We start from the raw sequence: 18,399 nt of genomic DNA on the forward strand, positions 1-18,399 counted from the left end.
GTTTTCTTAAGTACGGGTCTCATCGGCAATGAGAGCCAGATCGTCAGCTTGATCTTCTTCGACACTGTCGCTATCCAAAAGCTCTGTCAGACTATCTGGCAGGGCTTTACTGGTTTTAGCACCCATTTTTTGCAATTGATCGACCTGTCGGACGATATTCCCTCGGCCGTTTGTGAGTTTTTTGAAGGCTTCATCGTGGCTGTGTTGAGCTTTGTTAAGAAAGTCACCGACTTTCGTGAGGTCGTCAGCAAAACCGACAAACTTGTCGTAGAGTTTACCTGCACGCTCGGCAATTTTTTGTGCATTTTGATTTTGATCTTCATAACGCCAAATATTTTCGACGGTTCTCAGGGCAAGTAAGAGTGTTGATGGCGTCACGATCACAACGTTTTTCTCTAGTGCCTGCCCGACGAGATCGGGTTGATGTTGAACCGCCGCGCTAAAGGCACCTTCGATGGGCATAAAGAGAAGAACGTAATCGAGTGACCTAATGGCTTCTAAATCTTGATAAGATTTTTTGGAAAGATCTCTCACGTGGTTTTGGATCGAGCTAACGTGTTCCGCCAGTGAGGCCGCAATAAGCGTCTCATCTTCGGAAGAATGAAAACGTTCATAGGCAGTAAGAGAGACTTTAGAATCAATGACGATGTCTTTGCCATTGGGAAGGTGGACGACAACATCCGGACGGTACCTCTTGCCTTCTTCCGTATTGAGCGACTGCTGCACGTCGTATTCTCGCCCTTTACTCAGACCAGATTTTTCCAAGACCATTTCCAGGATCATTTCTCCCCAGGCCCCCTGTGTCTGACTCTGTCCCTTGAGGGCCTTGGTCAGGTTATGAGTGTCCTCACTAACTTGTTTGTTAAGGTCAGAAAGTCGTTGTACTTCCTTGTGAAGAGAAAATCGTTCTTTAGATTCTTTGTCATAGGTTTCCTCGACCTTCTTTTGAAATACTTGGATATTTTCCTTTAGCGGATTAAGGAGGGTCTCGAGGCCTTGCTTATTTTGTTCTGTAAATTTCTTGGATTTTTCATCAAGAATTTTATTGGCGAGGTTTTCAAACTGTTCGGTAAGTTTTAAGCGGGCCTCATCCAGAATTTGTAACTTTTCAGCATGAGATTCGCGTTCCTTATCAAGGGTGGTTTTACTCTCCGTCGCATTAATTTCCAGTTGGACCTTCTGCTGGCGCAGCTCTTGAATCTCTTTTTCGAGTAGTTCTCTTTGTTCTACTAATTCAGGAACCCTTGTTGCCTTTTGCTCTTCAATGGCCGCGCGGGTTACAGCATCGGTGAGCGCTTCATGGAGTTCTTCACGGTCTCCGGATAGTTTCTGATAATCAATGCGGTGTTTTTCTAACTCTTGGACAAGTTCGTCCTTTCGTATGGAAAGGTTCTGATTAGTCACTTCGAGTTCTGAAAGCTGATTTCGGCTTCTGAAGTTGATAACCAATCCAATAATGGTTGCAATGACTAGGCCAGTGAAGCCACCAACGAGAAGAGCTGTAAGATCCATTAGAGGTCCTGTATTTTGGGCAAAATTTTGAAATCTGCGATTCGAATAGTACTCTAACACGAGCCTAAGTGGCGCGTCAGTAGTGAGGTTGAAGACAAGGCTTTGCTTGACCTTGGGCTCTCAAGACAATACCTAAGAGAAAAGGGCCGTAAATGTTGGCATCGTACCGAAATAGCCCACGATATTTAACAGTTAGATAATAGCGAGTAATCATGGCTATTCTAGAAATAGTTATTGCACCAGATCCTGTGTTGAAAACCGTTTGTGAACCCGTTTCAGAGGTTGATGATAACATTCGCACTCTTTTAAGCGACATGTTGGACACAATGTATAAGGCACCGGGGATTGGTTTGGCGGCCTGCCAAGTAGGTGTGACCAAACGGGTTATCGTGGTTGATGTCAGTGATGATAAGGAAGAAAACAAACCTTATTGTATGGTTAACCCTGAAGTTACCTGGGAATCAGATGAGTGGTCAGTCTATCAGGAAGGCTGTCTTTCTCTGCCAGAACAATACGCAGATGTAGAACGCCCTGCTGCAGTAAAGGTTAAATACCTTGATGAAAATGGCAAGAAGTTGGAGATCGAGGCAGATGGTTTGCTGGCTACCTGTATCCAACATGAAATAGATCATTTGGACGGTCTTCTTTTTGTCGATCATATCTCTAAACTTAAAAGGGGTATGATCATGAAAAAGCTCAAGAAGGTGGTTGCGGCTAAAGCTGCAAGCTGATTTCTCACGATCAACACTGAATTACGATATAAAACAGGGGATAAATACAAATGAATAAATTGCGGATTGCCTTTATGGGAACGCCCGATTTTTCTGTCCCTTGTTTAAAAGCACTCGCGAAGGCGGGGCACGAGATTGTCGCTGTTTACAGTCAACCTCCGCGCCCAGCAGGTCGAGGGCAAAAGGAAAAACTTTCTCCGGTTCACGCCTATGCTGCGACAGAAGGTTGGCCGGTATTCACGCCCAAGAGCTTTCGAAGCAAAGAAATTCAAGCCGAGTTCCGTGCACATGATGTCGATGTGGCTGTTGTTGTTGCTTATGGCCTGATCCTGCCTACGGAAGCCTTGGTCGCACCTAAAATGGGTTGTGTGAATATTCATGCCTCGCTATTGCCACGCTGGCGTGGAGCAGCACCTATTCAACGTGCCATCGAAGCAGGAGATGCTGAAAGCGGTGTTGCGATTATGCAAATGGTTGAGGAGCTTGATGCCGGAGATGTTATTCTTGAGGGCAGAGTTTCTATAACGGAGCATACAACTGCTTCCAGCTTACATGATGAACTCTCTATACTTGGTGGCAAGCTGATCGTAGAAGCCCTTGACGGTATGGTTGATGGTTCTGTTGTCCCAGTGGTGCAGCCTGAAGTGGGGGTAACCTATGCCAAAAAGCTCACACGTGATGAGAGTGAGCTGGATTGGTCGATGTCTGCACATGAAATCGAACGTAAAATTCGCGCTTTAACACCATGGCCGGGGGTGCACTTTACCCATGAGGGTGACCGAATAAAGGTTCAAGCTACGACTATTGTTGAAGAGGGAAACCGATCTTTAGGCGAACCTGGCACATTGCTTGATGACCTATTGCTGGTGGCCTGTGGTAAAGATGCCCTACGGATAGATCGCTTGCAACGACCGGGTAAGGGGAGCATGGATGCTAAAGCGTTCCTAAACGGTTATCCCTTACCAAAAGGTACCTGCCTCGGCGGATCTAAGTAATAATGCCGCGTTATAAACTCATCATTGAGTACGATGGCACCGATTTTTTTGGCTGGCAGCGGCAAAGAGAACATATTTCTGTACAAGAAGTTCTCGAAGACGCCATTTTCAAGTTTAGCAGTGAACGTGTGCAGGTCTTTGCTTCTGGGCGAACTGACAGTGGCGTGCACGCTCTCGGACAAGTAGCCTCTGTCGATTTAGAGACAAATTATCCTGCTTTTAAGGTACGTGAAGCCATTAACTTTCATATCCGTCCGGCTAAAGTTGCCGTTCTTGATGTCGAAGTTGTTGACGAAGAGTTTCACGCCCGCTTTTCTGCGACGGAGAGAAGCTACCTTTACCGGATTATTAATCGCAGGGCACACTTGGTTCTCGACCACAAACGCGCCTGGTTTATCCCGCAAAATTTAGATGCGGAAGCGATGAATGAAGCGGCTCAAGCTTTGGTTGGTATTCATGATTTTTCATCTTTTCGAGCGAAAGACTGCCAGGCTAAGTCTCCGGTGAAATCGATAAACGAAATTTCGGTGACGAGAATTGGGGAAGAAATTCGGATCGAACTCTCAGCCCGTTCATTCCTCTACCATCAGGTTAGAAATATTGCCGGGTCATTGAAAAAAGTCGGCTTGGGTAAGTGGACCAAGCAAGATATCGAACGCGTGCTGGAAGCAAAGGATCGTCGTCAGGCCGGGGAAATGGCACCAGCTTGGGGGCTATATTTTGTTGGCGTTAAATTTGATCCTCAAGAGGGTGATCTTGCTCACGATCCATCCGCAGGTACAGACGCAACTATCCAATAAGTTCTCCTAATAATCTCTTTAGGGTGCAATGATCTTATTGTTGAATTCGTAAATACTAAAAGCCAGTATGACATTGAATATCACAAAGGCTGTCGCTGAAAGCCAGTTTGTTTCGATGATGGTTTTAGTCATATAAGTTTGTGTTGCCAAAATATATAACATTCCGAAAAAACCCAAAAATTCAGCTAATTGTTGGTCTAGCAAGCCGCTGAGAATAATCGTATGCAGGCAGAGCCAAAAGGCTATCTGCCATACCTGCAGCCAATTATAGCCAATGATAAAAAGTCGGAAATTCTCTTCTTTGTTATGAAGAACGAGCAGAGCATGCATAAAGACGGGATAGACGAGCCAACTGATTACGTAGAATAAGGTGTAGATTAGTAAAGTGGCAAAAGGATCTATTGGCGATGCCGTTTCAGGTGTTTGTAAGGTGTCAAAAAAATATACCCCGGGGAAGCAAATTACAGCTGCGAAGAATGATTTCCAAAAACTCTCAACACTAACCTCTAGATTACCTTGGCCACTGCTCTTAAAAAGCATAAATGGAAGTGTGCCTTGTAAACTGCGTTTTATCTCTGCAATAGAGGGTATCAAGTTTTGAAATATCCTTTGAGCATGGACTCATAAATACGCGAGAGGTCTTCTAGTTCTTGAACAGCACAATATTCATCGACTTTATGGGCGGTATCATTAAGAAGACCGAACTCTGCTACTGTAGCATAATCTTTGATAAAGCGTGCGTCTGAAGTGCCGCCTGATGTACCGAGTTCAGTTGTTATTCCCGTAATTTCCTCAATAGATTGACTAATCAGTCCACTAAGGGGGCCAGGAGGACAAATGAAGGACTCGCCGGAAACTCTTATTTGAAGATCATAATCAAAATCAGCGCGATGAAGACGTTCACGAACCCAGGCTTCGACCTGATCGGATGAATAGAGATCGTTAAAGCGCACATTGAAATGGGCTTTGGTATCTGCTGGAATAACGTTCGTTGCGGTATTTCCTACATCAATAGTCGTCAATTGTAAGCTTGAGGGAGGAAAGTGTTCTGTTCCACTATCCAATGGTTCCTGAAGCAGGTTGTGCAACATTGTTACCAGTGGATGAATTGGATTGTTGGCCAGCTGAGGGTAAGCTGTATGGCCCTGGATACCACGAACTGTGAGGCTGAAGTTCATACTTCCACGGCGGCCAATTTTGACCATATCTCCTAGGATATCATTACTTGTTGGCTCTCCGATCAGGCAGACATCCATGGTCTCACCTTTATCGGCCATCCATTCGAGAACCTTTTTAGTACCGTTCTGTCCGATACCTTCTTCATCGCCCGTAATAATAAGGCTGAGTGATCCATCGATATTCTTGTGTTCAGGTGAACTGAGAAATCGAGTGAGAGCTGCAACATAGGCCCCAATTGAGCCTTTCATGTCGACAGCCCCGCGACCGATTAGTTTTCCATCTACAACAGAGCCACCAAAAGGGTCAACTCTCCAGGCCTGAAGGTCTCCGACAGGAACAACATCGGTGTGACCACCGTAGCCAAACACGGGGCCCCCGCTGCCTCTGCGGGCATAGAGATTGTCGACGTTATAGGTATCAGCGCAATGAAAGGGGAGGCGCTGACATTCGAACCCAAGTGGCTTTAACAGGGATTCCATGAGGTCGAGCGCCCCGCCTTCCTCTGGTGTTACAGAGGGGCAGCGTATCAAAGCCTGGCTGACTTCCAGGGCTGACGCGGGGTTCTCGACACTCATTTTAATGCTCCGGTTTAAATCTTAATCGCGCAATAGATCATTAATTGATGTTTTTGAACGTGTCCGTTCATCAACTCGCTTTACGATTACCGCGCAATAGAGGTTTGGTCCAGGTGTGCCATCTGGCAGCGGTTTACCAGGGAGCGTTCCTGATACAACAACTGAGTATGCAGGAACTCGGCCCATGAAAATTTCGCCAGTTGCACGATCAATAATTTTTGTTGAAGCGCCAATGTAAACGCCCATGGAAAGAACAGAGCCTTCCTCGACAATAACGCCTTCTGCAACTTCTGCACGGGCACCAATAAAGCAATTATCTTCAATAATCACGGGACCAGCTTGCAGAGGCTCGAGAACGCCACCAATACCTGTACCACCGGAAAGGTGCACATTCTTACCGATTTGGGCGCAAGAACCAACGGTGGCCCAAGTATCTACCATCGTACCACTGTCAACGTAGGCACCAAGGTTTACAAAGCTTGGCATCAATACGGCGCCAGGTGCAATGAAAGCAGAACGGCGGACGATACTTCCTGGAACGGCACGGAAGCCTGCAGAGGCAAACTGTTCGCCTGACCAGCCTTCAAATTTAGAAGGTACTTTGTCCCACCAGTTTGTGTTTTCGCCAGGGCCACCAGCAATCGTGGACATGTCGTTGAGGCGGAATGAAAGCAAGACGGCTTTTTTGAGCCATTGATTAACCATCCAGCCATCTGGACCTTTTTCTGCAACACGGCGCTGGCCTGAATCCATAAGGATTAGAGCTTCGTCAACGGCTTCCCGGACTTCGCCTGCTGTTGTTGCTGAAACCTGGTCCCGATTTTCCCAGGCTTTCTCAATGACATTTTGGATATCAGTATTCATGATGATCTATCCCATCGCTCAGTGTTAAACCGTCTTGGCGGTATGGCTGTTTGAAGGGACAATGCGTTAGGGGAGACGAACTTGTCAACGTCTCCCACGCCAATCTGCTGATGTTATACGATTTGAGGTGTTTCTTGCCTTAAAGGGCGTTGAGCCATCCCACGAGATCATCTGTTTCATGATGGATAAAGTCCACAGGGCTCCCGTCTTCATTCGTTGCGCCGATGGATGCCCAATCTGTGTCTGTTTTAACCCAAACCGTCGTCATTCCCATTTCTGCTGCGGGCTTAAGGTTCTTTGCAGAATCTTCAAAGAAAACCGATTTCGTTGGGTCAATTTTATGCTTTTTTACCAAATCATCATAGGGGAATTGAGCTGGCTTTGGTATGTAATCCGCGTTAGCTATATCATAAATCTCTTCGAAGTGGTGGGAGACGCCGAGCTTATCCATAACGTTTGCTGCGTGTACGTTAGAGGCATTGGTGAATATCAGTTTTCTGCCCGGTAGACGAGACAGGGCTTCACCAAGAGCATGGTTCGGACTGATTGCAGAAAAGTCGACATCGTGAACATATTCGAGATAAAGGTCAGGGTTTAAATCATGGTTTACCATGAGGCCCTTTAGCGTTGTACCGTATCTACGAAAATAATCCTTTTGGACCTTATGGGCTGCGGTGGGATCAAGATTAAGAAACTCTTGTATAAAGCTACCCATCCGCTTTTCAATTTGGCTGAATAAATTATTGGAAGCTGGGTATAGTGTGTTGTCCAGATCGAATAGCCAGATATCTTTTCCGTTTAATCGTGTCATTGAGTGTGATCCCACATCATCGGATTCATGCATAATAGATAGGCAATGCGTAACAGATTTTAAGCTATTGCCAAGAAAGAAGTATTTTATCAGATAAAAATGGTTGGATTTAAAAAGTTTAAGTACGTGTTAACTGGACTCCGATAGACTTGGTCCAGAATTGGTGTAAGAGGTTGTAATGTATGCTTCTCCAAGAAAAGAGAAATATAAACAAGAGTGGTACTTTGCCGGATAAAATTGATAAGGATCACTGGGGGTTAGCCGTGCCAGGCGGACCATTTTCTGATTTTCCAGGCGCTGTGGCTCTGGTGGAAAGCAATGGTGCTGTTTCCAGTGCGAATGAACAGGCCGAATTACTGTGCAAGTTCATAAAGCGAGGTGGCTCGGATGAATACAATGATGCTTTAAAGTCGGCACTAAATGGGATAGCTGCGCAAGTAAATCCTCTCTTGATTAGAGCGGAGAGAAAAGAAAGCAGCCGTGTTCTCGCTGCTTTTGATCTCGCAATCCTTCCTTGGAATGATGGAGAAGCTGCCTTACTTCTTGGCCGCAACATTTCTTTAGAGCGAAATTTACGCGCGGCATTGATTGAATCTCGGCAGCGTTACCGCGATCTCCTGGAAGCATCATGTGATTTTGCGTGGGAAACGGATGTTGATGGTAAGATCACTTTTATAACTCCGGAAGGTGGATTGGGGTACTCTTCGTCAGAACTTTCCGGATCTCAAGCCGATAATTTATTTTCCGACTTAGCTTCTGTTGTTACTAATCCCTTCTCGTGCAGGGTTCCCTGTACTGATGAAGAGGTTTGGGCCAAAGATATTTATGGCGATGAGCGATGTTTGTTAATCACATCTATGCCGTTGTGGAGTGATGAGGAAGTTTGGCATGGAAACAGAGGATTCTGCAGGGATATTACCAAGCTTCGAAAAGACGAATTGTTACGTGCCGATGAGATCCATCGGGAGCGGGTTTATAATCGTATTCTTGAGATCGCTCGCAGTGAAATGGTTCCTGTTAGAATGCTTGTTTCTACGGCGTCGTGCTTAATCCCGGCGTTACCGGTTGATGCAGTAATGATAAGCCATTTTGATGGTGAAATTTGGCAGGCCGTTGCCGAAGAAGGCATGGCCTTGCAACTGGATGCAGTCGCAAGGGTACAGGCAGCGTTGGAAATGGGAGAAACGGTTTATCAGGAAACAAGTCCTGACGGTATTCTTGTTGCGGTCAGTACTAAATTCAGAGGGCAGGCTAATGGGGCGATATGTCTTTGGCGTAAAGGCGCAAATGTAAATTGGTCTGATGGTGAGGCGTAGCTTCTTGAGCGAATTCAGATACAAATAGGTATTTCTCTTCAACAGTTTGGGCACCACAGAGAACTGCAAACACTATCTAGTACTGACCCATTGACAGGGCTCTTAAACCGTCGTCATTTTGAGCACTTACTCTCAGGATTCCTGGAAGACAACATTGGCGATGAACGTACTCATTTATTGCTTTATTTGGCACTTCTCCGCTTTGTTGAGTAGATTTAGGATTTCAAATAGAGCATAGATTGATTATCTGGAATGGATGATTGTCTAATTTTGAGTTTGAAGTATTCGGTATCCTTGATGCCTCTGGCTCGCTTACGGATCATTCCTATACTGACATTACCAGCCTCTATCCTGGCGCTTGTGAGCTTGTGTTTGGCGTAGTTGCAGATGCCCACACAATGTTTCCGTAGGGATTTCGCGAACTTTTTTAGATAGAGCATCTGTGACTGATCTGCTATCAGGCACCAACGTTCCAGTTGCTCCGCCATCGCCTCAAATGAAGCGGCACTCCACAGCAGCTGAAGCTGTTCTTTCAAGACGTAAAGTGCATTCAGGTTGCTATTGCTCTCCAGCAACCTTTGCAGCTTGTCACTTTGTTTTTCACTCAACTTATCCGCATTTTTGAGCAACAGATAATGTGTCCCTTTCATCAACTCTTTACCACTTGGATCGGCCTTTCTGAACTCAAGTCGACGCTGATTATGGATAGCTTTGCTGTAGTTTTTCATGACGTGGAAACGGTCAAATACTATGTCGGCCAACGGCAAGGACTCTCTGACAGCCTTTTGGTAGGCAGGCCCCATATCCATCGCTACGGCCTTTATTTTGCAGGCTGTATCTGGTTGCAGTTGTTTCAAAAACCTTGAAAAAACCTCGGCAGTTCGGCCTGCTTCAACCCAGATCAGATGACCGCCAACCATATCGTAGACCACCGTCATGTAGTCATGACCTTTCGCCCGGGCAACTTCATCTACACCAATATATTCCAAGCCAGTTAGCTCTGCAGGATCAAGCGTAGGGAGAGTTTCAATAAGGTATGCCCTGTCGATATTCTTGACCGTTTCCCATCGTATATCCAAATGTCTGGAAACCGCTTGAATAGACATATGCCGACATAATCCACTGATCAGTCGGCAAAATCGGTGAGTGAAACGGCACCCTTTATCAACAAAATCACACCCCTCAATGCGGCGTTCGCCCTTGTTAATATAAACCTGCGCCAGCTCAATCTCGACCACACAAGGATACCCAAAAAGGGGGATGTCGTTTACTTGTCGGCGGACATGCTGGTTGATGCTTCCCTTCTGGCCTGTAGCAGGGTCTATAGCCCTCCTACGCGCGTCTCGGCTGCAGTGAATGACAATCTTAACACCGCCGTCATCCAGTTTAATTTCATTTACACGTTGCCCTTTGAGGCCTAAAATATGCTGCGAGATGTTGATTGTCATATACCTGCTCTATGTAAAGTTATCAGAAACCATACATATCAACAGGTTACTTGGCGGTCGGCATCTTTTTCTACTCAACAAAGCGGAGAAGAGCCAACAAAATTAAACACAGACTCTTCGCAGTTCAGGAATATAACAGACAATGAACAGACGGCTTTTTATCCGTAACGCCGCAACGTTTGCTTTAGGCTTTCCACTTGCAGCATCTCTTACATCAATCACACCAGCCTTTGCTGCCGGTGAAGTGACCGATCAAGATCGCATCCTCGGCGATACAAACGCCCCCGTCACTATGATCGAGTATGCTTCTCTGACCTGCCCTCATTGCGCAAACTTCCATCAAAATGTTATGCCAGACATTAAGAAAAATTGGCTCGACACTGGGAAAGCAAGATTGGTTTATCGCCACATGCCGCTGGATGGTGTTGCCTTACGCGGCGCTATTATCGCCGAATGCTTTGAAGGTGATCGTTACTTCTCCTTCCTGGATCTGCTGTTTAAGCAGCAACAAATGTGGGCCTTTGGCGGTGATCCGATGGCAGGGCTACAAAAAATCGCTCTACTCGCCGGCATGAACAAAGAGCGCTTCGATGAATGCCTCAACAACGAAGAAATTGCCAATCGAATCATTACACAAGCACGCGACGGCAAAGCTGTTTTCGGTATCAACTCAACACCAAGCTTTGTTATAAACGGTGACGTTTATCCAGGTGGCAGAGATTACGACGCCATGAATGATCTGCTCGAAGACGCCAGCTAGAAGCGGCACACTTCTCACAAAAGGCCCCTTGGATTCCATGGGGCCTTTTTTTGTGTCAAAAGTAAGCTCTGACCGCATGGTTGCAGAGTACTGCTCATCAAGTTACTCTTTGGATAATGACAACCGAAACAACAACATATATCCCGAGAGCTAAATTTATCCGGGCAATATATATTGAGCCGGAGATCCGTAACGTTGGTACAGTTTAACAAACTACGCCTGAGCGGATTTAAATCCTTTGTCGATCAGACTGAACTGCTGATCACATCTGGCATGACCGGAATCGTAGGACCTAATGGATGTGGGAAGTCCAATCTGGTCGAGGCTTTGCGTTGGGTTATGGGGGAAACATCTGCCAAACGCATGCGTGGCAGCGAAATGGATGATGTCATTTTTGCTGGTTCCGCCACCCGCCCCGCTCGCAACATTGCCGAAGTTACGCTGCTTCTGAATAATAGTGATCGTACCGCACCTGCCGCCTTCAACAGTTATGACGAAATCGAAATTGTCCGCCGCATTTCACGAGGGAGCGGATCAAACTACAAAGTCAACGGCAAGGATGTGCGGGCCCGGGATGTACAGCTCCTATTTGCTGACGTTGCTAGTGGCTCACAATCAACGGCACTCGTCAGCCAGGGACGCATTGGAGAGATCATCAATGCAAAACCAATAAGTCGCCGAGGCCTCCTCGAAGAGGCTGCAGGGATCACAGGCCTACACTCTCGCCGACACGAAGCGGAGTTAAGACTTAGGGCAGCAGAGGCTAATCTAGAGCGATTAGAAGACGTCCTCGTTACGCTCGGCGCTCAACTACTCGGCCTAAAAAAACAAGCCAGACAAGCCAATCGATACAGAAATTTAGCTGCGCTTATTCGCCAACACGATGCAATTCTCCTACATTATGAATCCCTCGATGCCAAAATCACTCTCGACCAGGCTGACAAACAATTGAGTTCGGCCCAAAAAGATGTCTCTGAGAAGACCTCATTAACAGCTCAAAAATCGACAATTCAAGTCAACATTAGTGCAACCTTGCCAAAACTTCGCGAAGCAGAATCCACCGAAGCCACAAAACTTCAAAGATTACTAATAAGTCAGGAAAACCTTCAGCAAGAAGAAGAACAGGCCCTAAGCTCTCTTTTACAAACCCAGAATCGATTACAACAATTAAACAAGGATCGATCTCGTGCAATCAGCATCAACTGTGATGCTCTTGAAGCCGAAGACAGCTTAAAGAACGAGCAAAATGAAATTACAGAGAGAAACAAAACAAACGTACAAGACCAAAAGGATTTGGACGAGAAATGCAAAACAGGATCAAGAGAAGTCGCTGAAACAGACCAGCTGATTACCAAAATCAGTACAGAAATTGCTGCAAACGAAGCACGTTCTTCTGCTCTAAACCGCCGCCGATCAGAACTTTCCCAACAGATAAAACGGCAGCAGATCCTCATCACACGACAAGAAACTCAGTACAACCAGCTTTCTTCTAAGCAGGAGGATGAGACAGAAATCAAAGAAGCCGCCGCCCTTTTAGCGAAGGCTGAAACCTCACTTCAACGATCAAAAGATAAGAGCACTGAGCTAAACCAAGCACTGAAAAATCACCGCAAAAGTGAAGAGCACCTTCGGCAAACTCTTCAAGAAGCACAAAACAGACATCACAAGATTACTGCTGAAGTCCGTGCTCTTACCGAATTGCTACACGATGAGAGCAGCAGTGTTTCAGACCCTATCCTGGATGAACTGACTGTAGAACCCGGGTACGAAAAAGCTTTGGGGGCGGCCCTAGGCGAAGATTTGAATGCCGGATCACGGGAAGAGGCCGTTGCTCATTGGCATGATTTGCCCTTGCGGACAGACCTTCCCCCGCTACCAGAAGGCATCCCACCTCTCCTCGATGTTGTCACGGCACCACCGCGCCTCCACACTCGCCTGTCACAGATTGGTTTGGTCAAGACCAAGTATATTGAAGAAGCAAGTTACACCAAACTTGCTCCGGGGCAGCGATTGGTTTCACGTGAAGGCACGCTTTGGAGATGGGATGGGCTAACTGTTCGCGATGACGCACCGTCACCTGCATCAATAAGGTTAGAGCAGAAGAACCGATTACAGGAGCTCACAAGGCAAAAACAAGCCACAGATATAGCTTATAAAGAAGCAAATAATAATCACACCGCAGCAAAAAGAGATTTAGAAAAAGTAACAGTAAAAGAAAAAGAAAACCAAACCACAATTAATAAGTCATTTAGTGATGCGACAGACAAAAGAGCCTGGCTCGTAGAGCTGACACAAAAAAGAGAACACCTTTCACTCCAACTTAAAACCGCTGAAGAAAGCTTGCTGCATTCAAGGCAGGAACATCAAGAAACAATCAAAAACAACGATACTGCTATAAGTGAACTCTCTAGCCTTCCCGACTTCGAGACAGAGAAACTTCGAGTGACCGAATTACGGCAAAAGCTCTCGACTTATCGACAAGAATTAGCATCAAACAGGGCAAATCTGGAGCAAGTAAAACGAGGTTCAGATGTTCGAAGCCGTCGACTTTTGAGCATAAATGAAGAATTGGCCTCTTGGTCTCGACGCACAAAAGAAGCCAAGCAGTATCTTAGCGAAATCGACAGTCGAATAAAACGGGCCGAATCTGAAATAGAAGTATGGAGAGTTAAGCATGAACAACTGCAAAAACAGCGAGCAGCATTAAAAAACTCATTAGAAGAAGCAGAGATAAAACAACAAAAGGCAGCTGAAAAGCTGCGGAATACAGAACTGCAACAAATTGAGGCAGACCAACAGCAAAGAGAATCTGAACACAACCTGTTTCAGGCGAGAGAAACAATGATCAGAGCAGAATCCAATGTTGCACAAGCCAATCAGGCCATTGAAGCTCTCACCAATCGTGTCCGGGAAAGGCTGAACTGCTCTTTAGAACAAATACTCTCTATTACTGAAATTAAACTCGGCGATGACCTCCCCATTAAAGAAGTCGTTATAAAAAAACATGCGCGCCTGATATCCGAGCGCGACAATATGGGACCGGTTAATTTACGAGCTGAACAAGAAGCAGAAGAACTCAACACCCAGATCAGCGCGATGCATGGCGATAAAGAAGACCTGATCCTTGCCATTAGTAAACTAAGGCAAGGCATAGCGGACCTTAACAAAGAAGGCAGAGAGAGACTTTTAGAGGCTTTTAATGTCGTAAATGCTCATTTTTCAGATTTATTTGTAAGACTATTCGGTGGTGGCAGGGCTCACCTTGCCCTCACAGAGGCCGACGACCCACTTCAGGCCGGTCTGGAAATAATGGCCAGCCCTCCAGGCAAACGTCTTCAAGTCATGTCCTTACTATCAGGAGGGGAGCAGGCTCTCACAGCTCTGTCACTTCTTTTTGCCGTGTTCCTGACAAACCCGGCACCCATTTGCGTCCTGGATGAAGTTGACGCCCCCCTTGACGACGCCAACGTCGATCGGTTCTGTAAACTTGTAGAAGAATTAATCCATAGTACGTCCACAAGGTTCATGATCATATCTCATCACAGAATGACGATGGCACGGGTCCATAGGCTTTTTGGTGTAACAATGAGTGAGAGAGGTGTCAGTCAGCTGGTTTCAGTTAATTTGGAAGCTGCAGATGAACTGATTGATAATAAAAAGGAAGTCTAATAAAGATTAAAAATTAAATTTGCCTCAAAGGTTCTCAAGGCAAATTCCAAGTATCTATATTCATCAAGCATTTACCTCTACATATTCCAACGCTCACAACCCCTTCTAAGCAATTGCGGAAAATTTACCGTGCATGCTATCCGGAATTAGGGCGAAAACAGGGCGGTTTCTCTCTTGACATAGCCATGAACCTACCAGTATGTTGCGCCCGCGTTTAACAGGTGCTACTTCAGCTCAATTAGTAGCTATCAGGGAGGCTTAAATTATGCCGGATCCTGAAGATCGTTCGTCTTTGACGGACCTGGATAAAAGACTGCGCGCGGCTCGCGAGCGTCAAGAGCAGGTAAACAAGCCTGCATCCAGTAACCGAGCTGAGGCAGCCGGCGGTATGGCGGTAGGTTTCCGCATATCGGTAGAAATAGTTGCAGCCCTGATCATGGGCTTCGGGATAGGTTATTATCTCGATTTATGGTTAGGGACAAAACCTTGGTTGATGATAATTTTCTTCTTCCTGGGTATCGGGGCGGCCTTCGTCAATGTGGTAAGGGTCGCTAAACAGTTAGAAAACAAGAAGCATTTTCGCGAAGATCGCGAAGATGACGCAGAGTAATTTAGAGGGGAAGGCTCGTGGCATCAGGTTCAATCGACCCAATGCACCAGTTTGAGGTAAATACGCTTTTACCAATTCAACTAGGTAGTTACGATATCTCCTTTACCAATTCAGCCCTATTTATGGTGCTGTCAGCTATTCTAATCACAGGTTTTCTTGTCTATTCAACCCGCGGCCGGGCTCTTGTTCCTGGTCGTTGGCAGAGCATGGCTGAGATGAGCTACGAGATGGTTGCTAACCTTCTCCGGGACAACGTCGGTTCGGCCGGTCGCAAATATTTCCCGTTTGTTTTCTCCCTCTTCATGTTTATCCTTTTCGGAAACATCATCGGTCTTGTGCCGGGATCGTTCACCTTTACCAGCCACATCGCGGTTACTTTTGCTATGGCAATCGTTATCTTCCTGGCTGTAACTGTAATCGGTTTTGCCCGTCACGGAGCTGGATTTCTACGCCTCTTCTTCCCACATGGTGCGCCATTGTGGACAGCGGTTATCCTGATCCCGATTGAACTTGTTTCTTACCTTTCACGACCTATCAGTCTGTCTGTTCGACTGTTTGCAAATATGGTTGTTGGCCACGTTCTACTAAAGGTCATCGGCGGTTTTGTAATCATGCTCGGTATTTTTGGGGTTTTACCTCTTGCCGTTCTGGTTGGCATTACAGCACTGGAATTCTTGGTGGCGGCGTTACAAGCTTACGTCTTCACTATCCTGACTTGTATCTACCTGCATGATGCGATCCATCTGCACTAAGATCCAAATCAGTAATCGTCACTTTATTTATCTATCTAACGCACAAGCGTTATAAGGAGCTCGAGAATTATGGAAGCAGAAGCTGCAAAACTCATTGGTGCTGGTCTTGCTACTCTAGGTATGATTGGTGCAGGTGTTGGTGTTGGTAACGTATGGGCTAGCTACTTTCAGGCCATCGCTCGCAACCCAGCGTCTAAAGACGAAATCGGTGCGAACATCTGGATTGGCTTTGCTGTTACTGAGGCTATCGCACTGTTCTCACTACTAGTTGCTCTGATCCTTCTGTTCGTAGCTTAATCGAAACAGATTGTTAGGCCGATTACTCTGGCATTCTTTTTAGTATGCTAATTTGAGTGTCGGCCTATCAGACTTTTATCTGGTTCGACGTTGTTAACAGAACGGGGCGCGTAGCACGATGCCACAATTTGATCCATCCACGTGGGTAAGCCAGGTTTTTTGGTTGGTTGTTACCTTCGGTTGTCTCTATTTTCTGATGGCGAAACTTGCTTTGCCGCGTCTTGCTTCCATTTTGGAAGAACGTGAAAATAGAGTTACTGGCGATCTGGAAAAAGCAGAACGCTTAAAGCAAGAAGCTGAAGAAGTCCTCGCGGATTATCAGAAAGCTATTGCTGATGCACGTGCTTCTGCTATTGCATCTCTGAAAGAATCTGCAGATGAAATCGCAGCTAAAGGCGCAAAGCGTCAGGCTGAGTTTAATGCACAACTTTCAGAAAAAACTCAGATTGCTGAAGACAAAATCAATGCCGCTCGCAGCGAAGCCATGGGCCACATCAAAGATGTAGCCGTTGAAGTCGCTAGTGCAGCAACGGGTAAACTCCTTGGTGCTGATATAACCGAGACCAAAGTCAGCAAAGCTGTTGACGAAGTTCTGGGAGAGAGAGGCTAGTCATGGAATTTTTGAGTAATCCCGGATTTTGGGTTGGCGTTTCTTTCTTCATTTTTATTGCACTCGTTGTATCAAAGGGTGGCAAGGGCATTATTGCTGGCCTCGATGCACGTGGTGAAGCAATTCGCAAGACGCTTGATGAAGCACAGAACCTTCGCGAAGAAGCCCAAAAGACTCTTGCTGAATACAAACGCAAGCAACGTGATGCTTTAGGTGAAGCTGAAGAGATTATTGAGCACGCTAAACAGGAAGCACAACGCCTCCAGGTTGAAGCTGCCAAGAATCTTGAAGAATCCCTCAAGCGCCAAGAACAACAATCCTTGGACAAGATCTCTCAAGCAGAGCAAGCAGCTTTGAATGAAGTTCGTGACCAAGCTGTTGAAGTTGCAATTGCGGCAACCAGAAACATTCTGGCCAGCAGCATGACCAAGGCAAAATCCAAAGCGCTGCTAGATGATTCTATCAGCTCACTTGGTGACAAATTTGACTGATCTATAACTCTATAGAACAGTCAAAAAAAACCGGCTCATTCGAGCCGGTTTTTTTGTGGATATAATTTGGGTTCGATCTAAAGCGATATAATTTCTTGGACGTGTGATTTATCAGCAATCAGAATATGAGATTCAGGAACCTTGTTCCAATCGGTATGATCATCGGTTAAAGGCTCAGAAACCACGACCAGGCGCCCATCTTGATTGCGCCAGTACAATGACGGTGCAAAACGGTCACTTGAATGCCTGAGGCAATACAATCGATCTCCATCGGTTATTGCCATGGTACAACGGAATGCTTCTTTAATATCGTATTTGTGCTGTAGATTGGTAACTGTTTCAACCATCTTTCTAATTGCCTTGAGAGGGTCCTGCTCAAGACCAAAATTGAATAACATATAGAACAAGGCCTCACTATCAGTCGTCCCCATACGTTTGGCGTAGTGTTCGTCCGTAATATGTGATTCGAGTGACCTCCTAAAGAGTTCGTACCCCCCGACCTGTCCATTGTGCATCCCCATCCAATTGTTATAGGCAAACGGATGGCAATTAGCCCGGGATGTTGCCGTTCCTGTAGAAGCACGAACGTGTGCAAAGAAATGAGAAGACCGGATTTGAGTAGCGAGATGTTGGAGATTACAGTCATTCCAGGCTGGCATAATTTCACGATACAAACCTGGTACAGTTTTCTGACCATACCACCCGACCCCAAAACCATCGCCGTTTGTTGCTACCTTAGCCTCGGTTGCATGTAGAGATTGCTCTACCAAAGAATTTTCAGGCTTAAAAAGTAGTTCATCCAGAAAAATTTCATCTCCGGAATAGGCGAGCCAGCGGCACATAAAAACGCTCCAACTTATTTAATTGATATAAGAGTAACCCCATAATTTTCAGAGGTGATGAACGGCAACTGATATGGGGAATGCCTCCATGGTACTCCCATTCCTTAAATCGGCAATAGACATCTTGGTGGCAATAA

At 46.0% G+C, this 18,399-nt stretch carries 18 protein-coding genes; 11 read left to right on the forward strand and 7 right to left on the reverse strand.

The window, feature by feature from the left end:
• Window positions 1-6: 6 nt before the first annotated feature.
• A complete protein-coding gene (gene rmuC, locus ACOGW3_RS14225) occupies window positions 7-1,512 on the reverse strand; it encodes a DNA recombination protein RmuC (RefSeq protein WP_419903581.1) in 1,506 nt (501 codons plus the stop codon).
• Window positions 1,513-1,724: 212 nt separating this feature from the next.
• On the opposite strand from rmuC, the gene def reads away from it, so the two are divergent.
• Genes def through truA form a run of 3 tightly spaced genes read left to right on the forward strand, consistent with a single transcriptional unit; the run spans window position 1,725 to window position 4,038 of the window.
• On the forward strand, window positions 1,725-2,243 hold the full coding sequence (gene def, locus ACOGW3_RS14230) for a peptide deformylase (RefSeq protein ID WP_419903582.1): 519 nt from the start codon (window positions 1,725-1,727) through the stop codon (window positions 2,241-2,243).
• 50 nt (window positions 2,244-2,293) lie between these two features.
• A complete protein-coding gene (gene fmt / locus ACOGW3_RS14235; protein WP_419903583.1) occupies window positions 2,294-3,238 on the forward strand; it encodes a methionyl-tRNA formyltransferase in 945 nt (314 codons plus the stop codon).
• Window positions 3,239-3,240: 2 nt separating this feature from the next.
• The gene (gene truA, locus ACOGW3_RS14240) at window positions 3,241-4,038 is read left to right on the forward strand and encodes a tRNA pseudouridine(38-40) synthase TruA (RefSeq protein ID WP_419903584.1); all 798 of its coding nucleotides are present in this window, start codon (window positions 3,241-3,243) and stop codon (window positions 4,036-4,038) included.
• Window positions 4,039-4,056: 18 nt separating this feature from the next.
• Here truA and ACOGW3_RS14245 read toward each other — a convergent pair whose 3' ends face one another.
• From ACOGW3_RS14245 to ACOGW3_RS14260, 4 genes are all read right to left on the reverse strand, one after another.
• Window positions 4,057-4,632, reverse strand: a complete 576-nt coding sequence (locus ACOGW3_RS14245) for a hypothetical protein (protein WP_419903585.1) — start codon at window positions 4,630-4,632, stop codon at window positions 4,057-4,059.
• Window positions 4,629-5,792, reverse strand: a complete 1,164-nt coding sequence (gene dapE, locus ACOGW3_RS14250; protein ID WP_419903586.1) for a succinyl-diaminopimelate desuccinylase — start codon at window positions 5,790-5,792, stop codon at window positions 4,629-4,631. The genes ACOGW3_RS14245 and dapE overlap by 4 nt, the downstream gene beginning before the upstream one ends.
• A 21-nt stretch (window positions 5,793-5,813) precedes the next feature.
• The gene (gene dapD, locus ACOGW3_RS14255; RefSeq protein WP_419903587.1) at window positions 5,814-6,656 is read right to left on the reverse strand and encodes a 2,3,4,5-tetrahydropyridine-2,6-dicarboxylate N-succinyltransferase; all 843 of its coding nucleotides are present in this window, start codon (window positions 6,654-6,656) and stop codon (window positions 5,814-5,816) included.
• A gap of 139 nt (window positions 6,657-6,795) precedes the next feature.
• Complete coding sequence (locus ACOGW3_RS14260) at window positions 6,796-7,467, reverse strand: pyrimidine 5'-nucleotidase (protein ID WP_419903588.1); 672 nt, start codon at window positions 7,465-7,467, stop codon at window positions 6,796-6,798.
• A gap of 224 nt (window positions 7,468-7,691) precedes the next feature.
• Between ACOGW3_RS14260 and ACOGW3_RS14265 the strand changes: the two genes are divergently transcribed.
• Entirely contained in the window at window positions 7,692-8,783 is a 1,092-nt protein-coding gene (locus tag ACOGW3_RS14265; protein WP_419903589.1) for a PAS domain S-box protein, read from the forward strand.
• A 215-nt stretch (window positions 8,784-8,998) separates the two neighbouring features.
• Here ACOGW3_RS14265 and ACOGW3_RS14270 read toward each other — a convergent pair whose 3' ends face one another.
• The gene (locus ACOGW3_RS14270; protein ID WP_419901077.1) at window positions 8,999-10,231 is read right to left on the reverse strand and encodes an ISL3 family transposase; all 1,233 of its coding nucleotides are present in this window, start codon (window positions 10,229-10,231) and stop codon (window positions 8,999-9,001) included.
• A 142-nt stretch (window positions 10,232-10,373) separates the two neighbouring features.
• Between ACOGW3_RS14270 and ACOGW3_RS14275 the strand changes: the two genes are divergently transcribed.
• From ACOGW3_RS14275 to ACOGW3_RS14305, 7 genes are all read left to right on the forward strand, one after another.
• Window positions 10,374-10,991, forward strand: coding sequence for a DsbA family protein (locus ACOGW3_RS14275; protein ID WP_419903590.1), 618 nt, complete (start codon window positions 10,374-10,376; stop codon window positions 10,989-10,991).
• A 174-nt stretch (window positions 10,992-11,165) separates the two neighbouring features.
• On the forward strand, window positions 11,166-14,660 hold the full coding sequence (smc, locus tag ACOGW3_RS14280; protein ID WP_419903591.1) for a chromosome segregation protein SMC: 3,495 nt from the start codon (window positions 11,166-11,168) through the stop codon (window positions 14,658-14,660).
• A gap of 265 nt (window positions 14,661-14,925) precedes the next feature.
• Window positions 14,926-15,270 (forward strand): AtpZ/AtpI family protein, encoded by a 345-nt coding sequence (locus tag ACOGW3_RS14285; protein ID WP_419903592.1) that lies wholly within the window; start codon window positions 14,926-14,928, stop codon window positions 15,268-15,270.
• A 41-nt stretch (window positions 15,271-15,311) separates the two neighbouring features.
• On the forward strand, window positions 15,312-16,022 hold the full coding sequence (locus ACOGW3_RS14290; RefSeq protein WP_419904059.1) for a F0F1 ATP synthase subunit A: 711 nt from the start codon (window positions 15,312-15,314) through the stop codon (window positions 16,020-16,022).
• Between the two features lie 69 nt (window positions 16,023-16,091).
• The gene (locus ACOGW3_RS14295; protein ID WP_020591043.1) at window positions 16,092-16,319 is read left to right on the forward strand and encodes a F0F1 ATP synthase subunit C; all 228 of its coding nucleotides are present in this window, start codon (window positions 16,092-16,094) and stop codon (window positions 16,317-16,319) included.
• Between the two features lie 118 nt (window positions 16,320-16,437).
• Window positions 16,438-16,929, forward strand: coding sequence for a F0F1 ATP synthase subunit B' (locus tag ACOGW3_RS14300; protein ID WP_419903593.1), 492 nt, complete (start codon window positions 16,438-16,440; stop codon window positions 16,927-16,929).
• A 2-nt stretch (window positions 16,930-16,931) separates the two neighbouring features.
• Window positions 16,932-17,420, forward strand: a complete 489-nt coding sequence (locus tag ACOGW3_RS14305) for a F0F1 ATP synthase subunit B (RefSeq protein WP_419903594.1) — start codon at window positions 16,932-16,934, stop codon at window positions 17,418-17,420.
• Window positions 17,421-17,497: 77 nt separating this feature from the next.
• Here the strand turns inward: ACOGW3_RS14305 and ACOGW3_RS14310 are convergent, their stop codons facing one another.
• On the reverse strand, window positions 17,498-18,262 hold the full coding sequence (locus ACOGW3_RS14310) for a class II glutamine amidotransferase (protein WP_419903595.1): 765 nt from the start codon (window positions 18,260-18,262) through the stop codon (window positions 17,498-17,500).
• Between the last annotated feature and the right edge of the window lie 137 nt (window positions 18,263-18,399).

It is taken from the genome of Kiloniella sp. (assembly GCF_965205715.1).
Taxonomy (GTDB): Bacteria; Pseudomonadota; Alphaproteobacteria; order Kiloniellales; family Kiloniellaceae; genus Kiloniella.